A 21,256-nucleotide genomic window follows, 5' to 3' on the forward strand; every position below is an offset into this window, starting at 1 on the left:
GCATCGGCTGGTGCTGCGTCTTCTCCAACCTACCCCGCACCGGTAAATTCAATCCCGTTAACCCATGTCTCATCGCATGTTTGGTTCTTCGCTACGGGCGGCGTTTCACGTGAAACGCGCCTTTGCCACTGCTTCCGTCGCGGCCCTCGCGCTTCTGCCCCTCGTTCCCGCGCACGCCGCGCAAAGTTACTCGCGCATCAACAAGCTTTTCAACGGCAACACCAATGGCGGCGGCTCCGGCTCCACCATTTATCATTCGTTCCGCATCCCTTCGATCGTGAAGGCGTCGGGCAATGTGTTGATCGCGTTCTGCGAAGGTCGCGTCGACAGCGACAGCGATTTCGGCAACATCAACCTCGTCTACAAACGCTCCGTGAACAACGGCGCCACTTGGTCGAGCTTGCTTGAAATCGAGGGCACCGGCCCGGGTTCGTGGACAAATCCCACCGCCGTGTATGAAGCCCCGTGGTCGGGCAAACCGCTCGGTCGCGTGCACTTGTTCTTCAACTGGCACAGCGGCGACGAAACCGGCATGGGCACGATCACCCCGGGCGATCGCAAAACTTACTACACTTACTCGGACGACGACGGCGTCACTTGGGCCGCGAAGCAGGATCTTACCGCGACCTTGAAACCAGCGAGTTGGGCGTGGGACGCCGTCGGGCCGGGCATCGGCATTCAAAAAGTGGTCGCTCCCAACATCGGACGCTTAATCGTGCCCGCCACGAAACGGAATTTCCACAGCGACAATCACGGCGCGACGTGGAGCTACACTTACATGCCGACAAGCGCCACGGGCAACCTCACTGGCGAAAGCGCCATCGTGGAATGCGTTGACGGCGCCCTGTATCGCAACGACCGCGCCACCGCGTCCACCTGGGAAACCGCCAAGCGGCGTTGGGTTAGCTACGGCCAGATCGGCAGCTTCCCGACCCCCACGCCGCAAAACAATCTCCTCGATCCGAAAGTCGCCGGCTCTCTTGTCCGTTACAACATGAACGCGCCCGATCGCCTCATGTTTCTCAACTCCGACAGCACCGTCGATCGCCGTCACATGAAAGTGCGCATCAGTTACGACGACGGCATCACCTGGCCGCGCGAACGCTGGCTCTACGTCGGCACGCCACCCGACAACCACGCCAACGTCACCGCCGCCGTTGATGCCGGCAAAGGCGGCTACAGCTCGATGATCAAGACGAACGATTTCCATATCGCGGCTTTGGTTGAGATGAACGAAGGCATCGAAGTCGGCGGCCCCGATTACCAGTCGATCGACTTTCATAAATTCAACCTCGACTGGATCACCAACGGCGCCGGCGATCCGTGAACCGGTAGTTTAATTACACCCCGCAAAGCCCGCCGCAACCAGGCGGGCTTTTTTGTGAGTGCCCGGTTCTGGGCATAGATCGCATGGGCTAAGGCGACCTCAAGGTAAGCGGCAAAGTCCCATCCTTCTGTCACCCTCCGCTTCATGGAAACCCTTCACCGTTTCGAAAAAGGCGAAATCCTCATCGCTCGGATGGAGTCGCGGTGGGCAACGCGCGGTTGCTCCAGTCGAGCTTTTCGCGGAACTGCCATCACCTGCATAAAGCTCAACGCAAACTCGAATGTTGATTTCAAAAGAGTTGTCATGCTTCGTCAGGCCCGCGGGCCGCAAATTACAAACCTTACAAAGCTCAACTCAGTTGAGGTGAATACACTGGTTAAGCAAAATGGACGAAGAAGTGCCAGTCGATGTTCGACGTTCAGCGCCCGAGGTTGCCCGGCGCTGTCTTGCGCTTTCGGCGGTGATTTCGATCTCGTATGGAGATGATCGTGACACGGTGAGTCAGTGGTTGAAGCGGGAGTCACTCTGGTCGGACCTTTCTCCCAGAGAGCGGGCTTTCTTTGCGAATCGGACACCTGAAAGAAAGGAAATCATTGCTTTCAGTTGGCACACGGAACGGCTTGTTCCGTTACTTTGGGCCACTCAGAAGATTGCCTCTATGCCGCCGCTCGCGTCTCAGTGCGACACGGATTCAATGAAGAGTGCGATTGTTTGGCCCCCTGCGACCACGCGGTCATTCATCGATAAAGCCGTCCTTCGTTCGGACGGTGAGATCGATCAAGAATATGAGAGGATTTATGAGGCACATTGGCGAGTCCGGGACGCCGAGCTGAAAGGATTACCCATCCCGGCCGGATTAGATGCCGGTGCGATTTTCGAGCGGCACTGGAGCTTCAATTGGCTCATTGGATATTTCGGACAGCCATGGGATGAAATTTCGACCGATACCTAGTTCATGAAGAAGAAAGACGCCCAACCAAACGCCACAGCCAACGCCGTCAAAGCGGCGTGGCTGAGCTGAAATGATCGGCAGAAAGATGAAAGAAAGCATCTGGACACGTGACCTTCTCGACAACCCGTTTGGGAGATTTCTCCGGGGTTTCATTTTCCCTGCGCTGCTCGTGTCAGTAGGCCTAAAAGAAATCATTTCCGGCGAAGCGACCTTCAAGCGTTTCACTTACACAGGATTCGACGCCATCTGCATTGGTATTGGCGTCATCTGCCTCGGGCTTATTTCGGCCATCGGTTATAATCCTTGGTTCGCCAGGTTGCCGGAAGTCCAGAAGAGAGCCGCAGTCATTTTCTGCGGGTTACTTTTTATCGCGGCATTTGCCACTGCACTCCTCCGAAATGTCTAAAGAGCCGATCCAACTGCCACAGACAACGCGCGGGGCTGAAGACTCCGCCTCGATTTCGATCCAGTGACTACGGGCGAACTTCCAGCACGAGGTCGAGCCACTTAAACTCCGAGGATTTTTCGGCGCGCGTCACACTGACGGTGTTTGCACCGGCTTTGAGCATCGCCGCATTCACGGGGAAAAAAATCCAGCCGTTCGCTTCACGATTCGCGGCCAGCGTGGTGTCGTTGAGTTTTACGCTGAGTTGGTGCGAGGCAAACGGCTGATCGAATTGCAGTCCCAGCGTGCGGCTTTTCGCCTGCGACGGCGAAGCATCGAGCATCAGTTTAGCCATCACGGCTTTTGCTGCAGGCAATTCCTTCGGATCGCCGGGATTAAGTGTTTCAAGCGTTTGGAATTTTTGGTGCGGGAAATTTCCGCCCGCGGCCCGCGCCACGCCATAAATTGACGCGAAGTAATCGCGATCCAGTTTGGCAAGCCCGCGCGGATCACCGAGCTCGTTCCACAATTTCCGCTTCGGGTTGAACTGGTTGAAAAGATAAACGCCATCCGCGCCCGCAGCCCACGCCACGGCGGCGCGTCCGCGATAGCCTTCGTCCGACATCCGCTTTTCTGCGGAGCCTTCACCCTTCACGCGCGAATCGTCGAGCGACGGATAGACCTTCACGCCATACCGATGACCGAGTGCGACGCTCTCGTTCCACTCGTTCAGTTGAAAATATCCGCCGACGACCAGGATATCCGCCAAGTCTTCCGCGAGCCAGCGCTCGACGTCCAAACCCATCACGCGCGAATACGCCGCCGAATCGGGCACGCGCACCGCGATCAAAATCGGCCGCCCGCGCGCGCGGCCCTTCGTTTCCGCCATGGCGCGAATGCGGCGCAGCAGATCCGTCATCATCGCACGCTCCGCATCCGTCGCTGCGATGCCGCGCGCCGGGCCTTTGAAGAACACCGGGTGTCGGAAGAAATCCAGCTCCACGCCATCGACTTCGTAATTCGCGCACACTTCCTCGACATAACGAAACGCCAGTTCGCGAATCTCGGGGTGCGCGTAATCGACGCCCGACCACGAACCGGCTTTCAGTTTTTCGAACGGCTCGCCGAGCAAAAACTCCGGGTGCGCTTGCTTGAGTTTGTTAAGCTTGAACAACACGGGCCCCTGGCCGCTTTTGCCGGCGTCGTGCGTGTCGTTCATGCGCATCGACCAGAACAGTTCGATGCCGTGGCCGTGTGCGAACTTCACCATCTCCGTTAATGGATCGATGCCCGCCGTGGCGAGCGCGGGGAGCTGGTTGTTTACGAAAATGTCTTCCTGCGCGAAATGCACCTGCCCGACTTTCGTCAGGTGCGAAAAATTTCCGAAGCCGGCGGAAAACGAACAGTAGAAAATCGAGTCCACGTGCGTGCCAACCAGCGGCGTGGTGCGCGCCGCGAGCATGTCCTCCACGGACGGTCGCTTGATTTTTAAAATCGGATCGTTGCCGTCGTTGTTGAAAATCACGCGACGCGGGCGATTAAGCGCGTCCGCGCGCCAAGCCTTGTTCGAATTCGCAGCAACTTTCCGCGGCGGTAGCAACGCGGCTAACGCGGTGACATCGGCTGCGCGGCTCGGATCGTCGGCGAGATTTACCGCTTCGAACGCACCGGGGTTTGCGTAGTCATACAGTTCGCGCGCGGCAACTTCCCCCGACTGGAAATCGCGCCACTCAACGTAGCGTTGCTGCGCGGTGCGCACGGCATAGCCCATCGTCTTGGGCGCGTTGCGGGACGGCCACGGGCGCGGGAACTGGCTGAACACCGCCTCGCGGCTCGGCGTCGCAGGATTCTCCAACCAGGGACGCAGCGTGCGTCCTTCCGTTTTTTCCGGCGCCGGCAGCCCGCACAAATCCGCGAGCGTCGGGTAAAGATCGAGCAACTCGGTCAGCGCACTCGTCGCCGCGCCTTTTGATTTTCCCAACGGCGCGATGATCAGCGGCACGCGCGTATCGACTTCGTAGTTGGTCGTCTTCGCCCACAAGCCGTGTTCGCCCAAGTGAAATCCGTGGTCGGAATACAGCACGACAATCGTGCTGTCGGCCACGCCCGCAGTTTTTAGCGCGGCCAACACGCGGCCAATTTGCGCGTCGGTGAAACTGGTCGCCGCGTAATAAGCACGGCGCAGGTTTTCAATGGTAGCCGGCGCAAAATCGCCGTTGGCCGGCAGATCGGAGTAGCCGCGCAATTCGACGGAGTGGTGCAACGCGATCTCCGGTGCGCCGCGTGGAGCCGTCGGCTGTTCCAAGGCGGGAATTTTTTTCCCTTCATACAGATCCCAATATTTTTTCGGCGCGGTGAATGGCAGGTGCGGCTTGCGAAATCCCACCGCGTAGAAAAACGGTTGATCGTTCGCACGCGCGGCGAGCTTGGTGATTTCCGCAATCGCCGCATCGGCGACGCGGCCATCCGGATAAACGTTTTCCGGTGCGTCCGCGAATTCGTAGGCGGCGGCTTTACCGCCCTTTTGGTTTTTCGGCAAACGATAGTCTGCCTCTTTGGGAATACCGTCGTGCTGAGCTGGCTGGCTCCACGAGGCGGGGTCGCCCATTTTTCCGCCGTCGTGATAAATTTTTCCGACCATCGCGGTGAAGTAACCGTGTTGCTTGAAATACTGCGGCAGCGTCACGACGTCGGGCGTGGTCTCGCGGAATTTCGTCACGAGATCCCACACGCGCGTCGAATCCGGTCGGCGTCCAGTCATGAGCGAGGTGCGCGACGGGTTGCACACGGCTTGCTGGCAATAGGCGGCATCGAAGCGCGTGCCGCGGGCGGCGAGCGCGTCGATCGCGGGCGTGATCGCGGCGGCGTCGCCGTAACAGCCGAGATTCGTGCGGAGATCGTCCACGGCAATGAAGAGCACATTGGGACGTTTCGCTTCTGCGGCGTGGGCGAAGATCGCGAACCCGCAAAAGAGGCCGAACAAGGTGATGAATTTTCTCATGATTTTAAAATGAGCGCACCACGTCAGAAAAAGTCTGGCGTGGTGCGGAGTTGAGACTGCGCTAACGTTCGCAGTGAAACGAGCGCGGAGAATTCCGCGTTTTGGGGAGTGGTTTAGAACGTGCCCTTGACGCCGACGTTGATGATTGCGCCGAGTTCCTGACGACGGCGGTCTTTCACGTATTCAGGAGCACCGTCGGGATACAGGCGGGTGAGCACATCGTAGCGGCCATTGATGTCGGAGATCGAACCATACACCGCGAACTTCTTGCTGAAAGAATACGACGCGCTCAGCGACACGCGCGTGCGTTCGCCTTGATAAGCGTAGGTGCCGGCGGGAATGCCGTTGGCGGTGCTGACGGCCTGAAGCGCGCCGCGCGTTTCGCCCTGATAAGTGACGTTTAACTTCACGTAGAAGCGCGGGCGGATGAGTTCGATCCCGCCGGAGAACGTCTCGGGCACGAACCCGGTGAAATCAGCGGTGTTGCTACCGGACAGCTCGAGCTTCGTCGCGTTGCCGAACACGGAGATGCCGCGCATGAAGTTGGGCAGGAAGAACAGCGACTGTTTGTAGCTGAATTCAAACCCGGTGACCTTCGCATCGCCGGCGTTGATGCGCGTGATGATGTCGTAGTTAGGATTCAGCTGCAGCAGTTCCGCCGGAAGATTGTAGAACTCCAACAACTCGGGCGTCGCGTCCTGCGTGATCTGGCCGAAGAAATCCTTGATGTCTTTTTGGAAGACGCCGATGGAACCGATGCCGCCCTTGATCTGATAGGACTCAAGTGAAAATTCGTAGCTCGTGGCCTCCTGCGGTTTGAGCGCCGTGTTATTCACGGTGATGCTCGGCGTGGCGGACGTGGAGTCGGTGATCGTGACGCCTGGCGTGATGAAGTTAAGATTCGGACGACCGATCGTCACGTAGTAGGCCGCACGCGCCAAAAGTTTTTCGGTGATGAGATACGTGAGATTCGCGCTCGGATAGAAGTCATCATAACTTTTCTTCACGTGCGCACCTTTCCGAACGTTCGTCAGCTGCGCCTGCACCAACGGATCAGTCGAAATCAACGTGCGACCACCGGGCGCGCTGCCGGGGACAAAATTGCCCGCCGCATCGCGCAGATAAATCGCGGTCGGATCCGTCAACACGCCGAAACCGTCGTCCGTGGTCTTTTCGAAACGCACGCCGCCGATGAACCAGAGGCGACGATCAAAGAAGTGCGCGTCCGCCCGCAGGTAAGCGGCGGAAACCGTCTCCGTGATTTCACGGCTGCCTGTGGCGCGCGTATTGTGCGTGGTGGCTTGGTTGATCGGAAACCACGACGGATTCGCCTGATACAATTCGTAGAGTTTGCGCACGCTGAGGTAGCGGATCGGCGCACCAAACACCGTGGGATTCGTCGCTAGAAATTCTTCGTCGAATACCGGGAAGAGGCTGGCTTGCTTGGCGGCGGCGGTCGTGAGGCCGTTCGGCGTGAACGTGTAGTTGATCGCGTCGGAATCGGTGTCGCGATTCAGACGTTCGCCGAACACGCCGGTTTTCAAAGTGACCGGGAACCGCCCATTAAAGGTGCGCGTGAAGTCCGCGCGGCCGGTGAATTTTTCAGCGTAAATATGATTCTGCGCCGAAGTCGGATTGCCGATCGTCACATTGCCGGCATCGAAAATATTAACCGGCACGCCCGCGCGAGTTGCACTGTAACGCACCGGGATGGTCGCTTCGTCTTCACCGATGCCTTCGCCGCGAATGACCAGGCCGGAAAAGTTGGAAGGCGCATCGTTGAAGTGGCCGTTGTCGATGTCGTCGAGAAACGAAGTTGAGAACGAGTAGGCCGCGAGCGCATCCAAGCGCCAGTCGCGCTCCTTGTGCGAAAATTTCAGCGTGGCGTGCGAAGTGTCAGAACCGGTTTCCTGATTCGGGCCGGCGGCGTATTGCACCACACCCACGCCGGTCGCGGCGCCTTGCACGAAGGTCGGATCACCCGTCGCGCCGGCGGCGAAATTAATGACCACGCTTTCGCGCATGATGTTACTGGAAACCCCGCGTTGCTGGAAGCTGAAGCTGAGCTGGCTGCGATTGGAGATTTTCCAATCGGCACCGAATTGCGCGTTCCACGTTTGGAAGATTTGATCCAAGGTGAACCAGGTCGCCTGACGGAATGCGCCGGTGGTGTAATTCCAGTCCGCGTTAGTGTCGGTGTTGTCACCGCTTTCCATGGGCTTGATGCGCCAGGTGCGGGAAGCGCCGACCGTGATGCCGAACTTTTTATTGATCGGCAAAATGTAGCTGAAGTCGAACGACGGCTGCTTGTAGTTCGGGCTTAGTTTGTCGGACAGACCGCGAGGGCCGGCGTCGAAATCGAAGCTGCTTTTGCTATCGATCAGGAAATAGGTGCGGTAATTAAACACCGGACGCTTGGCCGAGAAGGCGCCTTTCGTCACGAGGTTGATCGAGCCACCCATGCCGGCGGCGGGAAGATCGGGCATGCCGGACTTGCTGATTTCCACGCGCTCGATGTTGCCCATCGGCACATCAAGCAACGATTGGGCGCGGCTGTTGCCACGGGCACCAGCGATGTCGGCGCCGTCAACTTGGATATTGGTATTCGCGCTCGGGAAGCCGCGCAGCGTCACGGTGCTGGCCTGCTGGCCGCTGTCTTCGATGCCGACGCCGGGGAGATAACGGAGGAATTCGCCGATATTTTCTGAAGCGCGATCACCGTATTCATCGTAAGCGACCACCTGTTTGATATTCGGCGCGCTGCGACGTTCGTTCATCGCGATGGCTTGCGCGCTCATTTCTTGATCGGCGACTACGGTGAATTTTTCGAGTTCGACCGTCTTGCTGTCCGTCTCGACCTCGATGCGCGAGGAGTCGCCCACCCGCAGATCGAAATCCCGCTCCGCCCGCCCGCCCGCCGCCACCGTGACCGTCGCCGTGGTCGATGAAAGCCCGACGTAGCTCACGCGAATTTTCGCGTCGCCGGCGGGAACGTCATCCAACACGTAGGAACCATCGCTTTCGGTCAGCACGGTTTTGGCACTGCCTTCGAAAGAGACGCTGGCATTACGCAGCGCGGAATTGGTGGAGGCGTTAAATACGCGGCCCACGACCGTGCCAGTCGCGGCGGCTTGTTGCGCGTGGACAGACAGACCGGCGGCAAAAGTCGCCACGACCACGGCGAGAACGGAGAACGCTCGTGAGATTTTCTCGAGCAGACGAATCGATAGACGGTTATGCGAAGACATGGGTAGTAAAACGGTCAAAAACGCCGCGGCAGTGCACGGCAGGTTTAAGCGATCGGGGGTTAGGGTCTGCCAAGGTTCAGCCTTTGAACCGCAGGCGACGAGCGAGGAGCACTGGTCTGGTGCGCGAACCGCAACCGCTTCGCCCGATCACGCGCTACGTCCGCGAACCCACCGACTGGCCGGCGTTGAATTCCGGCATGATGTGCGTGGCGTGCTTCGCGATCGCGCGACCTGCCAATAACTGCAGGACTGGAACGAGGAGCGCCTTGGCGAATTTTTTCGGCTCGATGCGGTAATGCGTCGGCGAAGGCACGAGGTAATTCATGTAGAGTTCGCCGTCGCGCGACACCACCGAGATATCGTCCGGCACGCGCAGGCCCATCTTCGCGAGACTCGTCACGACCGAGAGGTAATGGAACGGATTCACGACGAGCAACGCCGTGGGCGCAGGCGCGCGGTGCATGAGGCGCTTGAGTGCGTTGGTGATGCTGGCTGCCGTCGCTTCGTGATACGCGATCATCACCTCCGCGTCGGGATGCGAGGATTTCGCAATGCCCTCGGTAAACCCGGCTTCGCTCTCGATGTCGCCAGCGCGGCGCGATTTTTGAATCACGAGCGCCACTTTGCGATGTCCGCGCCCGAGCAAGCCGCCCGCCGCGTGCCGGCAACTCGCGTGGTGATCCAAATCACAATACGGCAAATTCACGCCCGCATAAATGCTGCCCGCGACGAGGCACGGCACTTTTTGCCGCTCGAACCATTTCTGCACCGGTTCGCCCGACAGCAGCAAAATCCAACACCGGTGATCGTGCCGCGCCAGCAACCGCTGCAACGCGCGCGCTGGGTCGCGTTGGGCAAATTTGCGTCCGTGAAATAAATGCAGCCGGCAGCCGCGCTCGGCGAGCATGGCGCGCAAGTGGTCGATCCACATCACCTGCGTCGGGAGCAATTCCTCCAGATCGCCCGGAATCAGCAATCCGACCTCTTGTGCGGCCAATGCCTTGGATCCGGTGGTGGCCGAGCCGGTGGCGACACGATGGCCTACGCCTTGCACGGAAAACACCGTGCCGTCTTCCCGCAATTGCCCGAGCGCCGCGCGCAGCGTGTGGCGGCTGATCTGCAACATGTCGCACAAGCCGCGTTCGCCCGGCAGCCAGTCTTTCCACGTGCCGCGCGCGATGGCCTCGCGTAACGCGACCGCGGTTTGTTGCTCCAACGACTGGCGCTGGGGCAACTTGAGGGCGGGTGCGTCGACGGCCATTTTCAAGCTCACCCTAGCGGGCGCGGGGCAAGTCGGCTTCGAGGACGGTCGCGGCAATTTTTCCCTGCCCGCTGAAGATCCAGAGTTTTCCCGGCTCCGGCTCGAAGCTGTAAACATACGAGAGCCAGACATTTTTTTCGCGCGCCATGATGACGGGCTGGCTCCACGTGGCGCCTTCGTCATTCGAGGTGGCGACGGAAATTTCCTCGCGGTGCCAGCTGCCGGCGACTTCGGAATATTTCCCGCCGCGCCGCTTGTAGTCGGATTTTCCCTCGGGATAGAGGCGATTCCAGAACAACACCAAGCAGCCGCTCGCGAGGCGTTGCAGGTAAGGCGGTGAGCTCGACGCTTCGATCGCGGTCGGACGAATCGTGCGCCAATACGCGCCGTGGTCATCGGAGATCGCTTCCCAATATTTATCCCAGTTCGTGCGAATCAGCATCCACACGCGACCGTCGCGCAGTTCCACCAGCGTCGGCTCGAACGCGCCGTCGTGGTCGCCTTTGCCACCAAGATCGATGATGTTGCTGCCGCGCCACGTCTTGCCGTCGTCGCTCGAAACGTAGGGCTGGATCACGCAACGCAGCGGATGCGATGCGTAATACTGCACGGGCACGACAAGGTTGCCGTTGCTGACCTGGATGAGGTTGATCGGCGGATGTCCGCACACGCCGCCGAAAATTTTGGTTTTGTCCGTCCACGTTTTGCCGCCGTCGGTGCTGCGCACACTCCACACGGAGCCGGCGGCTTTCGCGCCGAGCACGCCTTCCTGATCCCAATCGTCCACGCGTTTGTCGCGCCAGATCAACACGAGCGTATTCGCCTGCGTGAGGACGAGCCGCATGGTGCCCGACGGCGTTCCCGCGGGGGCAGATTCAGTGGATTCGGCGAGAATGGGTCGGCGGTCGCTCCATGTTTTGCCGCCGTCGCGACTGGTCAGCGTGGTGTTGTTCACGGCGGTGATCAGCGAACCATCGGGCAGTTTCACGATCGAGGTCGCGGGCGCGCCGGGTTTTTCTATCTCAAGGGTTGTGAACGGCGCGAGGAGGCGGGGATCTGTTTTCGCCTGCACCCACGGCAAGGTTCCGAGCAAGAGGACGGCACACAACAGCAGTTTATTCATGAGGCGTAACAGGGGAAAGCAACCGACGCGGTCTGGACAAAGGGGTGCGAACAACCTCGCACATGCCTGACACGACACGAATTTGTTTCACTGGTCTGCCGTCCAGACCTCGCGTGAAAAGCTTACTGGTTTACCGTCGCAGAATGTTTTTCGGGCGCTCGCTCGCTTACTTAGGCGCTTTCTTCGCGGCGGGTAGCTTGTTTTTCTGCACTTCGAGCACCGGCAGCGCTCCGTTTTCCAAATATTCCAGCACCTTCAGGTCGCGGATTTTGACTTCGGTCTTTCGCTCGGACGCGTTAACCCAGACCGGCGGTTTCGTTTCGCGGCCGAGGTGTGGCGCGGCCACGGTCAGCATGGTAGACATCACCTCGTGCAACGAAAATCCGGATGCAGGACAACTGATGCGGGTGATCCATAACCGTTTCCTTTCGCTGCGCTTGGCCGACTCCAAATCATAAGCCGACACGCAGGCGATAAAGAGGTCTTGCGAGGCCAGCGCCTGAAACTTTTCGGCGTCGGCAATCGAGAGACCGAGGCTGACGAACGACTCAGTCCCCTCATAGGCAGACCAGCCAAACAACTTCATGTTTCCCACCCCGACAAACTGGAGTCTTTGCTGACGATTTAGCTGACGGTCTGGATCCGCGGCTTCATCTCCATCGAGCGAGTTCACGTTTAAGGTGCCCCACGTGAATACGAGCAACAGGCTCGGCGCAGGTGACGATCCGCTCGCCGGCAAGTAGCCCTGCCCCGCGAGCGCTTTCGAAATTGTGCGAATGGCTTCGTCGTTCGATAGCGCTGCTTCGCCCGCACTCGAAGCGCCGAGGTCTTTGAACCCGCTCGTCGCGGCCACGTAGTAAACGGGGTTTTGCGGAGTCGCTGCGGTCAGCGCGCGACCGGCCGGAGTTAACTGCGTGAAGGTGATCACCTCGACTTGGGACTTGCCCACGAGGATATCGATTACGCTGGTGCCCATCGCAGGAACCCCGGTGAGCGCCAAGGGGAGAAGCCATCTTTGCCAGCGTGGATTCACGAATGGTCATCAAAGTGGACTCGCAGAAACAAAAACACCGCTTCGAAGTTAACCTCCGAAGCGGTGTGAGAATTCATCGAGCCAAGGGCGCGTTAGAACTTCACGCCCACGGAGCCCTGCCAGGTGCGGCCGGCATTCGTGGTGTAGCGGTGATAAGCGAGGACGTAGTAGCCGTCTTGTTCGTCGAAAATATTGGCGACCTTGAACGAGACGTTCCAGGCGGCGCGTTTGATATTCGGCACTTTGAAACGGTAGCTCACGACGGCATCAACCCGCCCATAGCCCGGGGCCGGTCCCCAGTTGGTTTCGCCACGCGCAGTCGAATTGGTCAGCCCGCGTTCACCCGTGTAGCTGTAGGTGCCGGTGAGCCCCAAGCCCTTGAGTTTGCCTGAATCAAATTTGTAGCTGCTCACCGCGATCCAGCGCCACTTGGGCTGCAAATCGATCGGCACGAGTTGCGCCGTGAGGGACTCGGTTTGCGACGCACCGCCCATCAAATACCATTGTTTGGTCAGGTTGGCGCTGAAGTTAAGTTCGTAGCCTTTGCTGCGCGCGCCGTCGGCACGAATGGTGTAACCGATATTATCCGGATCGGCCACGTTGCTGTTCGAGAGCAATTCCCAATAAGCAAAGGTGCCTTGGATCCGGTTTCTGAAGAGGTTAAACTTCAGGCCGATTTCTTTCTGGTCGCCGGTGTTGGGTTCGCGACCCGAGCCATCCGGATTGACGTTAAAATCCGGCGTGAACGCAGAGTTCATATTTCCGTAGAGGCTGAACTGTTTGTTGGCCGTGAGATGCCAGACCGCACCGAGCGTGTAGGGATCGGCTTCGGCCGTGGCGTTTACCGTGGGATACGTCGTCGCGATGCTGGCCGTATTACCGGCGCCCGTGCGACGGTTTTGCGTGGCGCGATCGAATTCGCTGTGGCGGATACCCGCCATGACGTAAACGCGATCGTTGAGGAACGAGAAGACGTCGTTGGCGTAATACTCCGTGGAACTGGTGTGATTGCGCGCATACGCGGTCAGCGGAGCGATGACGCGTTGCGAAACCGGCGGGACATCCGGTTCGGCATCGCGATCAAACATGTTGACCGGCAGCAGCCACGCCGAGGTGTAACCGGCGAGCGCGGGATTGGCGAGGAACTGCGCGTAGGTGATATTGAAAGTGCCGTTGACCGTCGTGCCCGGTTGCGCGGCCTGGTAGGTCTTTTGGTCGTCGTATTGTTCGTCCCACGCAAAGCCGCCGAGCAAGCGGTGTTTGATCGGGCCGGTTTCCACGTTCCAGACGAGTTCGTTGCGGGTGCGGTAAGTGCGGGTGATGCGCGGGATCATGCGCCAGTAACGACCGACCAAGACCGTGTCGCGGAGAATGGAAACGGTGCTGCCGTTGGAAACGGTTTCCACGAGATCCTGCTCGCGGGTTTCATATTGGAACTGGCCGCGGAATTGCAGGTTGTCGGTAAACGCGTGGCGGAAATCAGCCGAAGACGACGTGCGCGTGTTGCGACGGAAATCCTCCGGCACCGCCCAATTGGTTTTGCGCGGGGTGAAGTGATACGTGCCGTCTGCAAAAGTGAACCCATGCGGATCGCCGAGCGACAACGGGGTTTCCCACACCGCCTGCGTTTCGGCGAAGTTGTAGATGTAATCGACGGTCAGCGAAGTCTTGCGGGTGATGTTCCACGTAATGGTCGGAGCGATGGCTTCCTCGATCTTACGGGTGCCGAACCAAGTGGTGTTGCGGGCATACACGCCGTTGAGGCGGAAAAGCACTTTTTTCCCGGTGTGCGGAATCGCGCCGGCGTTGTAGTCGATTTCGTAACGATAACCGCCCTCGTCGCTGAAGATGCCGCGCGTGTTGACGAATTGCTTCAAGCCGGCGCGTTTGGTGATGCGGTTATAAACGCCACCGAAGCCACCCGTGCCGAAAAGAATGGCCGCCGGCCCGCGGAGCACTTCGACGCGCTCGATGTTCGCGAGGGGCTGCGCGCCGAACCCGGAGGTTTGGGGCAGACCGTTGAGGAGCGTGCTGTTGACGCTGGAATTGCCGCGAGAAAGGAAACCATCGTTCTCGGTGCGCTTGACGGAGGCGGCGTCGAATTCGAGGACGTCGTTCGTGTCCGTGGCCATCAAATCTTCCATGAACTGCTGGTTGAACACCGTGACATTCATCGGAATGTTTTCGATGGGCGTGTTCATGCGGACCGCTTCGGCAGCGTTCGTCGAGGTGTAGCCGACGTCGGCCGACGTCGTGACTTGGAAGACGTCGAGTTCGAGCGCCTTTTCCTTCGGCTCGGTGCCGGTGGTCGTTTCGACCGGCACTTGTTTTGGCTCGGCGGTTTTGGCCGGCGCGGTGGCCGGAGCCGTTTGAGCAAAAGACAGGCTGGAGACCAGCAACGTGGTCGCCGCCGCAAGAGTGATGCGGTGCAGTTTCATGAGGGGAATGGGGTTGGTCGTGACCTCTGCGCCGTCGCAGGGTTTTCACGGAGATTTTATTTCTACCGGCCGCGCTCAACGAACATTCACTGGTTCGGACTACGAACCTGTTAACGCTCGTCTTTCTTCTGGGTTACGGTGGACACCGACTGCCCTGCGATGAAATCGGGCATCATATTCAATTTCCGCTTCGTGATGGTGCCGCCTTCCAATAATTGGAGCACGGGCATGAGCAGCATTTTCGCGAACTGCTTCGGCAGGGCCCGATAGTGATCCGGCGGCGGCATCAGGTAGGAGAAAAACGGTTCGCCGTCGCGCGAGAGCACCGAGACATCCTCCGGCACACGAAACCCGAGGCGCGCGAGCGAACTCAGCACCGTCAGATAATGGTTTGGATTCAACACCAGCAACGCGGTGGGCGCGGGCTGGCGCTGCATCAGGCGTTTCAGGGCGAGCGCGATGCTTTGCGCATTCGCCTCATGGTAGCCGATCATCACGTCGACGCCGTCATACGACGACTGTTTCATGCCCTCGATAAATCCGCTCTCGCTCGCGATGTCACCGGCACGCTGCGATTTTTGCGTGAGCAACGCCACGCGACGATGCCCGCGCCCGAGCAGCAAACCGGCGGCGTGGCGGCACACGGCGTAGTGATCGACATCGCACCAGGGCAGATCGACGCCGTCGTAAATCGAACCCGCGACGAGGCACGGCACCTTTTGCTTTTCGAACCAGCGCTGCACGCCCTCGCCCGAAAGTAACAGCACCCAGCCCGCATGCGCGTGCCGCGCCACCAGTTGCTGCAACACGCGGCCCGGGTCGCGCGTCGCATATTTCAAACCGGAAAACATGTGCAGGCGACAGCCGCGCTCCGCGAGCATCGCCCGTAATTCATCGATCCAGAGAATGTGGGTCTGGCGCAATTGTTCGAGCGCGCCGGGAATGAGCAGACCGACATCCTGCGACTTCAGTTTCTTCTGCGGTTTCCCTTCGCGCGCGACGATGCGATTGCCGATACCCTGCTCGGAGCTAATCACACCTTCGCTGCGCAGCTGCACGATTGCGGCGCGCAACGTGTGCCGGCTCACCTGGAGCATGCTGCACAAACTGCGCTCGCCCGGCAGCCAGTCGTGCCACGTGCCGCGCAAGATCTCCTCTTTCAAGACCGTCGCGGTTTGTTTTTCCAGCGACTGCCGTTGGGGCAATTTCAACATGTGACTTTCATAGGGCATGTGCGGGGTGGATTGAGAGTTTTAATTTCAGGCCGGCGCCCAGTCACGAAACCGCCAGGCCACCGCAAAGTGAGGTCGCGAAGCACACCCGAAATTTGGAATCACCCGCGCCCGCGATCCGTCACGCCGCTTTGCACGCGGTGCTGAAGAAACCCATGCGCTCGAGCTTCTGTTTCAAATCCGCAAATTGCGCCGCGCTGATCGCGCGCACCGGCGGACGCGTCGGCCCGCAATCGACCCCGAGCAACCCCATGAGCGCTTTCGACGCCGCGAGATGCGAAACACCGACGCCGTTGCAGATCGCAATCATCTTGATCGCCTTGTCCTGTAGCGCGCGCGCTTCCGTGGCGCGGCCGGCTTTCAGGTGTTCGATCAACTGGAGATAGAGCGGCGCGGAATAATTATACGTGCTGCCCACCGCGCCCAAAGCCTGCGCCTGCCAGCCTTCGAGCAAGAGTTCATCGCGGCCAAACAAGATGTCGTAGCGACCGTCGCCGAACTTCACGCACTCCTGATAGTCGGGCATGTCTTCATGCGTGTATTTCACACCGACGAGCGACGGAATCACCGAAGCGGCTTTCGCCAAAAACGGCGCAACTTTCAAACTCACGCCGGTCATCGACGGAATGTTGTAATAATAAAACGGCAAACCCGGCGCGGCTCCCGCGAGGCGCTGACACCAATCGACGAGTTCATCGTGATCGCGCGGTTTGAAAAAACAGGGTGCGAAGGCGGACACCGCGGACGCGCCGATCTTCGCGGCGTGCCGCGTGAGCTCTTGCGCATCGGTAAGCGAATTGTGACCGACGTGCACGATGACGCGCAGTTTTTCGTCGGCGACTTTCATCCACGCTTCGGCGACTTGCATGCGCTCGGCTTGCGTCAAGGAAAGGCCTTCGCCCGTCGTGCCGCACACAAAGGCGGCGCTCACGCCGTTGTCGCGCAGCAAGCGCGCGTAGGCGGGAATGACGTCGAGATTAACCGACAAATCGGAACGGAAGGGAGTGAACGGTGCGGCGACGAGGCCGCGGTAACGGGAGTGCATGGAAATAGTTTTTACTTGGCCAAAAGTTCTTTCGTATCGAAGCGCGCGAAGACGATTTTTTCGGACGGACGTTTTTCGGCAATTTCGTAAAGGCAGCCAGCCTCGGTGTCGCTCAGCACCACGAGGCTCGAGTAAGCTGCTTTTTCGGCGTGCAGCACGAACGAGCGCGACCACGTCGCGCCGTTATCGTCGCTCGCCCGCACGGTAAGGTTGCGGCGGTTTTTCGGATCGGCGGGATTGGAGAACAACAGCCAGCCGGGCTTTTTGCCGCCGGCGTTTTCCCAGCGCACGATGCTCGCCTGGCAGATCGGTTCCACGAGCGCAGGAATGTGGGTAATGGCGCTCCACGTCGCGCCGCCATCGGTGCTGGTGCTTTGTCCGCGTTGCGCAAGTCCGCGGTAGGAGCGCATGTCCATCAAGAGCGTGCCTTTGTTATCGAACAGTTCGACGACCTGACACTCGTTCATGTCGGGATGAATCGCTTCGCCGCGCTGCCACGTCGCGCCGTGGTCGTCGGAATAAATCGCGTGCGACGCGTGGACGGATTTTTTGGTTTTTTCGTCGCGGAAATTATGATCGGAAGGAATCACGAGGCGGCCGGCGTGCGGGCCGTGTTTGATTTGGATGCCGATGCCGGGACCGGTCGCATACCACGTCCACGCGGGATTCTTGGTGGTTTTGGTGATGTCGAGCGGCTGGCTCCAGGTCGCACCGTTGTCTTTCGAAGAGAACGCCCAGACCGTGCGGCCACCATCGCTCGTGCCGTCGACGATCGCGGATTCTTTGTCTTTGCCGAGATTGTGCGTGCTGAGCATCCAGATGACGCCGGTTTTCTCATCGATCACCGGGCAAGGATTGCCGCACGTATTGCCGGCGTCGTCCCAGATAACTTGGATTGCGCCCCAGGTTTTTCCGCCGTCACTCGAGCGCTTCATCAGCAAATCGATGTTACCCGTGTCGGAGCGCGAGTCCTTGCGGCCCTCAGCAAACGCGAGGAGGTCACCGTTGGGCGCCTTGACGATCGCCGGGATGCGGAACGTGTTGTAGCCCTCCGTCTCGGATTGGAACACCACCGTTTTTTCCAGGGCGGCGGACGAGACGACTGCGCTGGCGAGGCCGAGCACAGCGACAAAGGGACGACAAAGCGCAAACGCGCGGCGAAGCGACATCAGGAGGGGCATGAAAAATTTAAGGCGCAGCGGAAGATTCAGGACAAATGGCTTCGACTGGCCTGTTCTCCAGTCCAGTCGTGGAGCCGGTCACGGTGTCACGACAGCAGCCGGTGGCCAATCCAAGACCAGCCCGGCCGTCAGCAACTTCGCGCGCAGCTGCGGGTAGTCGACGGATTGCACGGAGGATTTTTTCTCGATCGCCAAAACGGCGGCGTGCGCGGCGGATTGACTCAGCGCCATGAATACCGGCTCCATGCGAATGGAACCGAACGCCACGTGGCTCGCCGAGAGGCCGAAGGTCACGAACAGGTTTTCGCACTCGGCTGCTTTCGGCACGATGGAACCGTAACCGATGGGATACGGCTGCGGCACGGGGACGGAGTTCGTGCCCTCGTTCACCGGCTGGCCATCGACGACGATCCGCCGCGCCGCGTGCATATCTGTGCCGTAAGCGCCGAGTGCGATCGACTGCGGCGCGACACGCGCGCCGGTGCAATGCGACTCAATCATCACGAAATCGCTCACCATGCGCCGGCCTTCGCGCACATAAATCTGATGCGGCCAGCCGCCGTGGTCAGGGAACTCATCTTTGCATAACCCAAAGCGCGCCATCTCTGCGCGCACCGCTGCTGGCACGCGTGAATCGGTCGCAAGAAAATGGAAAAAGCCGCGCTGATAGTCTTCATGGGCTTGCGCGATTTTCACGCGCGTCACCGCATCGGCTTTCGGGTAGGCATGCGCGCCGCCGATGAAATCCGTGGAGATCGCCCAGCGATTGTTGAAATCGTATTTTTTATTCTGCAGCGGATCGTATTTGAGAAAACTGCGCAGCGTCAGCTTCCCGCCTTTGGCCAACTGCGACTCGATCCAGCGCGCGATCAGCTCGTAGTTTTTCGCGGCGTAATTCGCCGGCGCCGTCAGCGGAATACGATTCGCCGGATCGTCCGTGAGACACACGCGGTAGTTGTAACTCTGCACGCGCGCATCCGCCGAGCCGACTTCGCCCAACGGCTCGTCCTGCAACAAATACGGCAGCACACCGCTCGCGGGATTGCCGCGCACGACATACGGATCGATCTTCACGGTGAACTTGCCCGCTGGCGCACGCGTGGCCGGGTGCTGCACGCCATTAACCGTCTCGCCATACTGCGCGTTGGCTTCGCGGCCGACCGTGTGGCTGACGCCGGCGAGTTCCATCAAGTCGCCCTCGTAGGTCGCATCGAGAAACATTTTTGCCCGCACCACGCGTCCATCGGTCGTGATCAACTCTCGCAATTGCGCTCCTTCTTTCAGCACGCTTTTAAGCTGCGCACCACGCAGCACGGTCACGCCCGCTGCGCGCACCATTTCTTCAAACACTTGTTCCGCCACCTTGGGCTCAAACGCGAGGGCGGGCGGCTTGTCGTAATCGACGCCTAGTTTTTTCTGCGCTTCCACGGAAAGCACTTCAAACGCAGAGCCGGGTTTCTGACCGTAATGCGCGCCGATGCGTTCATACACTTCTCGCGCCATGCCGCTCACGGCCCGCACGCGGCTGGCGTCACCGACATCCGTCCAACTCAAACCGCTCGCGGTCATGCCGCCCAGGTGTTGCCCCGGTTCGACGACCACCGCGCGCTTGCCCAAGCGCGCCGCCTGCACCGCGGCAATCACGCCACCGGAAGTGCCGCCATACACGCAAAAATCCACCTCCAGCGGGATAGGGTTTGCTGCGCACAGCGCAATTTGAGGAATCGCCAACGCCAAGCTCACGCGAGCCAACGCTCGTAAACGGGGTAAGAATTTCACGTGGAGCAACTGGCTCCTTTTTCACGAACCGGCAATGCCACCTTACCGGTTCGCTCAACGCACCACCGATCGACACCCATTGGATGCCTTCGGCATCCCCTTATTTTCTCACGCGCCGAAAAGAAAGCGGGCATCAGAACGCTTCCTCGGTTTGATTAGCCGACTTCTCCGCCGACCAAAATTTCATTTCCCACCATGGCCAAGATCTACGTTATCCACGAAAACTCCGAATGGGTCGTGCCGCTGCGCACCGCGTTTGCTGAACAAAATCTGCCGTTCGAAGAATGGTATCTCGACCAGGGCGTGCTGGATTTCTCGAGCCCGCCGCCGGCAGGCGTGTTCTACAACCGCATGAGCGCGTCGTCACACACGCGCGGTCACCGTTATGCGCCGGAATACACGTCGACTGTCCTTGCGTGGCTCGAATCGCACGGCCGTCGCGTGGTGAACAAAAGCCGCGCGCTCCAACTCGAAATCAATAAAATCGCCCAATACGCGGCGCTGCGCAATTACGGTGTGCGCACCCCGCGCACCTTCGCCGCCGTCGGGGCGGAAAATTTAATCAAAGCTGCCGGCCAATTCGACGGCTCCTTCATCACGAAACACAATCGCGCCGGCAAAGGCCTCGGCGTGCGCTTGTTTCAAACCCATCAAGCGCTGGCCGACTACGTGAACGGCGGAGACTTCGACGACTCCGTCGACGGCATCACGCTGATCCAGGAATACATCCGCGCACCGAAGCCGTTTATCACGCGAGTCGAGTTCATCGGCGGCGAGTTTGTTTACGCCGTGCAAGTGGACACGTCGCTCGGCTTCGAGCTTTGCCCGGCGGACGTGTGTGAAATCGGCGACCTCGCCTGCCCCGTCGGCGAAACGCCGCCCGCACCTGCGATTGCCACGACGATTTCGACGAAGGCGCCGCGGTTTCAGATCATCAAAGATTTCAACCACCCGGTGATTCCGTCATATCAACGTTTCCTCGCCGACAACGGCATCGAAGTCGCCGGCATCGAGTTCATCACCGACGTCAACGGCGAGATCTACACCTACGACGTGAACACCAATACGAATTACAACAGCGCCGCCGAAGCTGAAGCCGGCAAATACGGCATGCGCACGATCGCGAAGTTCCTCGGCCGCGAGTTGGCGAAACTGTGAAGTGAATTGTGGTAGGGCCTGACCTCCGGGCAGGCCGTTGACCGCGAGAATCCTCTCGGCCCGCCCGGAGGTCGGGGCCCTTACCTTTCGCAA

Annotated in this window: 14 protein-coding genes; 4 read left to right on the forward strand and 10 right to left on the reverse strand. The window is 59.6% G+C overall.

The window, feature by feature from the left end:
* Positions 1–64 precede the first annotated feature (64 nt).
* The 3 genes from ACRRQW_RS07320 to ACRRQW_RS07330 all read left to right on the forward strand — a co-directional run bounded on the left by ACRRQW_RS07320 (position 65) and on the right by ACRRQW_RS07330 (position 2,685).
* Positions 65–1,327, forward strand: coding sequence for a sialidase family protein (locus ACRRQW_RS07320; RefSeq protein WP_438480621.1), 1,263 nt, complete (start codon positions 65–67; stop codon positions 1,325–1,327).
* Between the two features lie 385 nt (positions 1,328–1,712).
* A complete protein-coding gene (locus ACRRQW_RS07325) occupies positions 1,713–2,279 on the forward strand; it encodes a DUF4272 domain-containing protein (RefSeq protein ID WP_438480622.1) in 567 nt (188 codons plus the stop codon).
* Between the two features lie 85 nt (positions 2,280–2,364).
* Complete coding sequence (locus tag ACRRQW_RS07330) at positions 2,365–2,685, forward strand: hypothetical protein (protein WP_438480623.1); 321 nt, start codon at positions 2,365–2,367, stop codon at positions 2,683–2,685.
* Positions 2,686–2,752: 67 nt separating this feature from the next.
* On the opposite strand, the gene ACRRQW_RS07335 is transcribed toward ACRRQW_RS07330, so the two are convergent.
* The 10 genes from ACRRQW_RS07335 to ACRRQW_RS07380 form a co-directional block, all read right to left on the reverse strand.
* The gene (locus ACRRQW_RS07335) at positions 2,753–5,665 is read right to left on the reverse strand and encodes a sulfatase-like hydrolase/transferase (protein ID WP_438480624.1); all 2,913 of its coding nucleotides are present in this window, start codon (positions 5,663–5,665) and stop codon (positions 2,753–2,755) included.
* A 113-nt stretch (positions 5,666–5,778) separates the two neighbouring features.
* A complete protein-coding gene (locus ACRRQW_RS07340) occupies positions 5,779–8,913 on the reverse strand; it encodes a TonB-dependent receptor domain-containing protein (protein ID WP_438480625.1) in 3,135 nt (1,044 codons plus the stop codon).
* Between the two features lie 154 nt (positions 8,914–9,067).
* Positions 9,068–10,174, reverse strand: a complete 1,107-nt coding sequence (locus ACRRQW_RS07345) for a substrate-binding domain-containing protein (RefSeq protein WP_438480626.1) — start codon at positions 10,172–10,174, stop codon at positions 9,068–9,070.
* Positions 10,175–10,187: 13 nt separating this feature from the next.
* Positions 10,188–11,297, reverse strand: coding sequence for a sialidase family protein (locus ACRRQW_RS07350; RefSeq protein ID WP_438480627.1), 1,110 nt, complete (start codon positions 11,295–11,297; stop codon positions 10,188–10,190).
* Positions 11,298–11,463: 166 nt separating this feature from the next.
* A complete protein-coding gene (locus tag ACRRQW_RS07355) occupies positions 11,464–12,297 on the reverse strand; it encodes a hypothetical protein (RefSeq protein WP_438480628.1) in 834 nt (277 codons plus the stop codon).
* A 125-nt stretch (positions 12,298–12,422) separates the two neighbouring features.
* The gene (locus tag ACRRQW_RS07360) at positions 12,423–14,768 is read right to left on the reverse strand and encodes a TonB-dependent siderophore receptor (protein ID WP_438480629.1); all 2,346 of its coding nucleotides are present in this window, start codon (positions 14,766–14,768) and stop codon (positions 12,423–12,425) included.
* A gap of 110 nt (positions 14,769–14,878) precedes the next feature.
* Positions 14,879–16,000 (reverse strand): substrate-binding domain-containing protein, encoded by a 1,122-nt coding sequence (locus tag ACRRQW_RS07365; protein WP_438480630.1) that lies wholly within the window; start codon positions 15,998–16,000, stop codon positions 14,879–14,881.
* A 121-nt stretch (positions 16,001–16,121) separates the two neighbouring features.
* A complete protein-coding gene (locus ACRRQW_RS07370; protein WP_438480631.1) occupies positions 16,122–17,045 on the reverse strand; it encodes a dihydrodipicolinate synthase family protein in 924 nt (307 codons plus the stop codon).
* Between the two features lie 11 nt (positions 17,046–17,056).
* Entirely contained in the window at positions 17,057–18,226 is a 1,170-nt protein-coding gene (locus ACRRQW_RS07375; RefSeq protein WP_438480632.1) for a sialidase family protein, read from the reverse strand.
* 78 nt (positions 18,227–18,304) lie between these two features.
* Entirely contained in the window at positions 18,305–20,005 is a 1,701-nt protein-coding gene (locus ACRRQW_RS07380; protein WP_438480633.1) for an FAD-dependent oxidoreductase, read from the reverse strand.
* A 195-nt stretch (positions 20,006–20,200) separates the two neighbouring features.
* On the opposite strand from ACRRQW_RS07380, the gene ACRRQW_RS07385 reads away from it, so the two are divergent.
* On the forward strand, positions 20,201–21,163 hold the full coding sequence (locus ACRRQW_RS07385) for an ATP-grasp domain-containing protein (RefSeq protein ID WP_438480634.1): 963 nt from the start codon (positions 20,201–20,203) through the stop codon (positions 21,161–21,163).
* The last annotated feature ends 93 nt before the right edge of the window (positions 21,164–21,256 follow it).

The sequence above is a fragment of the Oleiharenicola lentus genome (assembly GCF_051660365.1).
Lineage (GTDB): Bacteria > Verrucomicrobiota > Verrucomicrobiia > Opitutales > Opitutaceae > Lacunisphaera > Lacunisphaera lenta_A.

Coding starts and splice junctions, on each gene's coding strand:
- ACRRQW_RS07320 (WP_438480621.1), top strand. CDS start 65: ATGTCTCATCGCATGTTTGGTTCTTCGCTACGGGCGGCGTTTCACGTG.
- ACRRQW_RS07325 (WP_438480622.1), top strand. CDS start 1,713: ATGGACGAAGAAGTGCCAGTCGATGTTCGACGTTCAGCGCCCGAGGTT.
- ACRRQW_RS07330 (WP_438480623.1), top strand. CDS start 2,365: ATGAAAGAAAGCATCTGGACACGTGACCTTCTCGACAACCCGTTTGGG.
- ACRRQW_RS07335 (WP_438480624.1), bottom strand. CDS start 5,665: ATGAGAAAATTCATCACCTTGTTCGGCCTCTTTTGCGGGTTCGCGATC.
- ACRRQW_RS07340 (WP_438480625.1), bottom strand. CDS start 8,913: ATGTCTTCGCATAACCGTCTATCGATTCGTCTGCTCGAGAAAATCTCA.
- ACRRQW_RS07345 (WP_438480626.1), bottom strand. CDS start 10,174: ATGGCCGTCGACGCACCCGCCCTCAAGTTGCCCCAGCGCCAGTCGTTG.
- ACRRQW_RS07350 (WP_438480627.1), bottom strand. CDS start 11,297: ATGAATAAACTGCTGTTGTGTGCCGTCCTCTTGCTCGGAACCTTGCCG.
- ACRRQW_RS07360 (WP_438480629.1), bottom strand. CDS start 14,768: ATGAAACTGCACCGCATCACTCTTGCGGCGGCGACCACGTTGCTGGTC.
- ACRRQW_RS07365 (WP_438480630.1), bottom strand. CDS start 16,000: ATGCCCTATGAAAGTCACATGTTGAAATTGCCCCAACGGCAGTCGCTG.
- ACRRQW_RS07370 (WP_438480631.1), bottom strand. CDS start 17,045: ATGCACTCCCGTTACCGCGGCCTCGTCGCCGCACCGTTCACTCCCTTC.
- ACRRQW_RS07375 (WP_438480632.1), bottom strand. CDS start 18,226: ATGCCCCTCCTGATGTCGCTTCGCCGCGCGTTTGCGCTTTGTCGTCCC.
- ACRRQW_RS07385 (WP_438480634.1), top strand. CDS start 20,201: ATGGCCAAGATCTACGTTATCCACGAAAACTCCGAATGGGTCGTGCCG.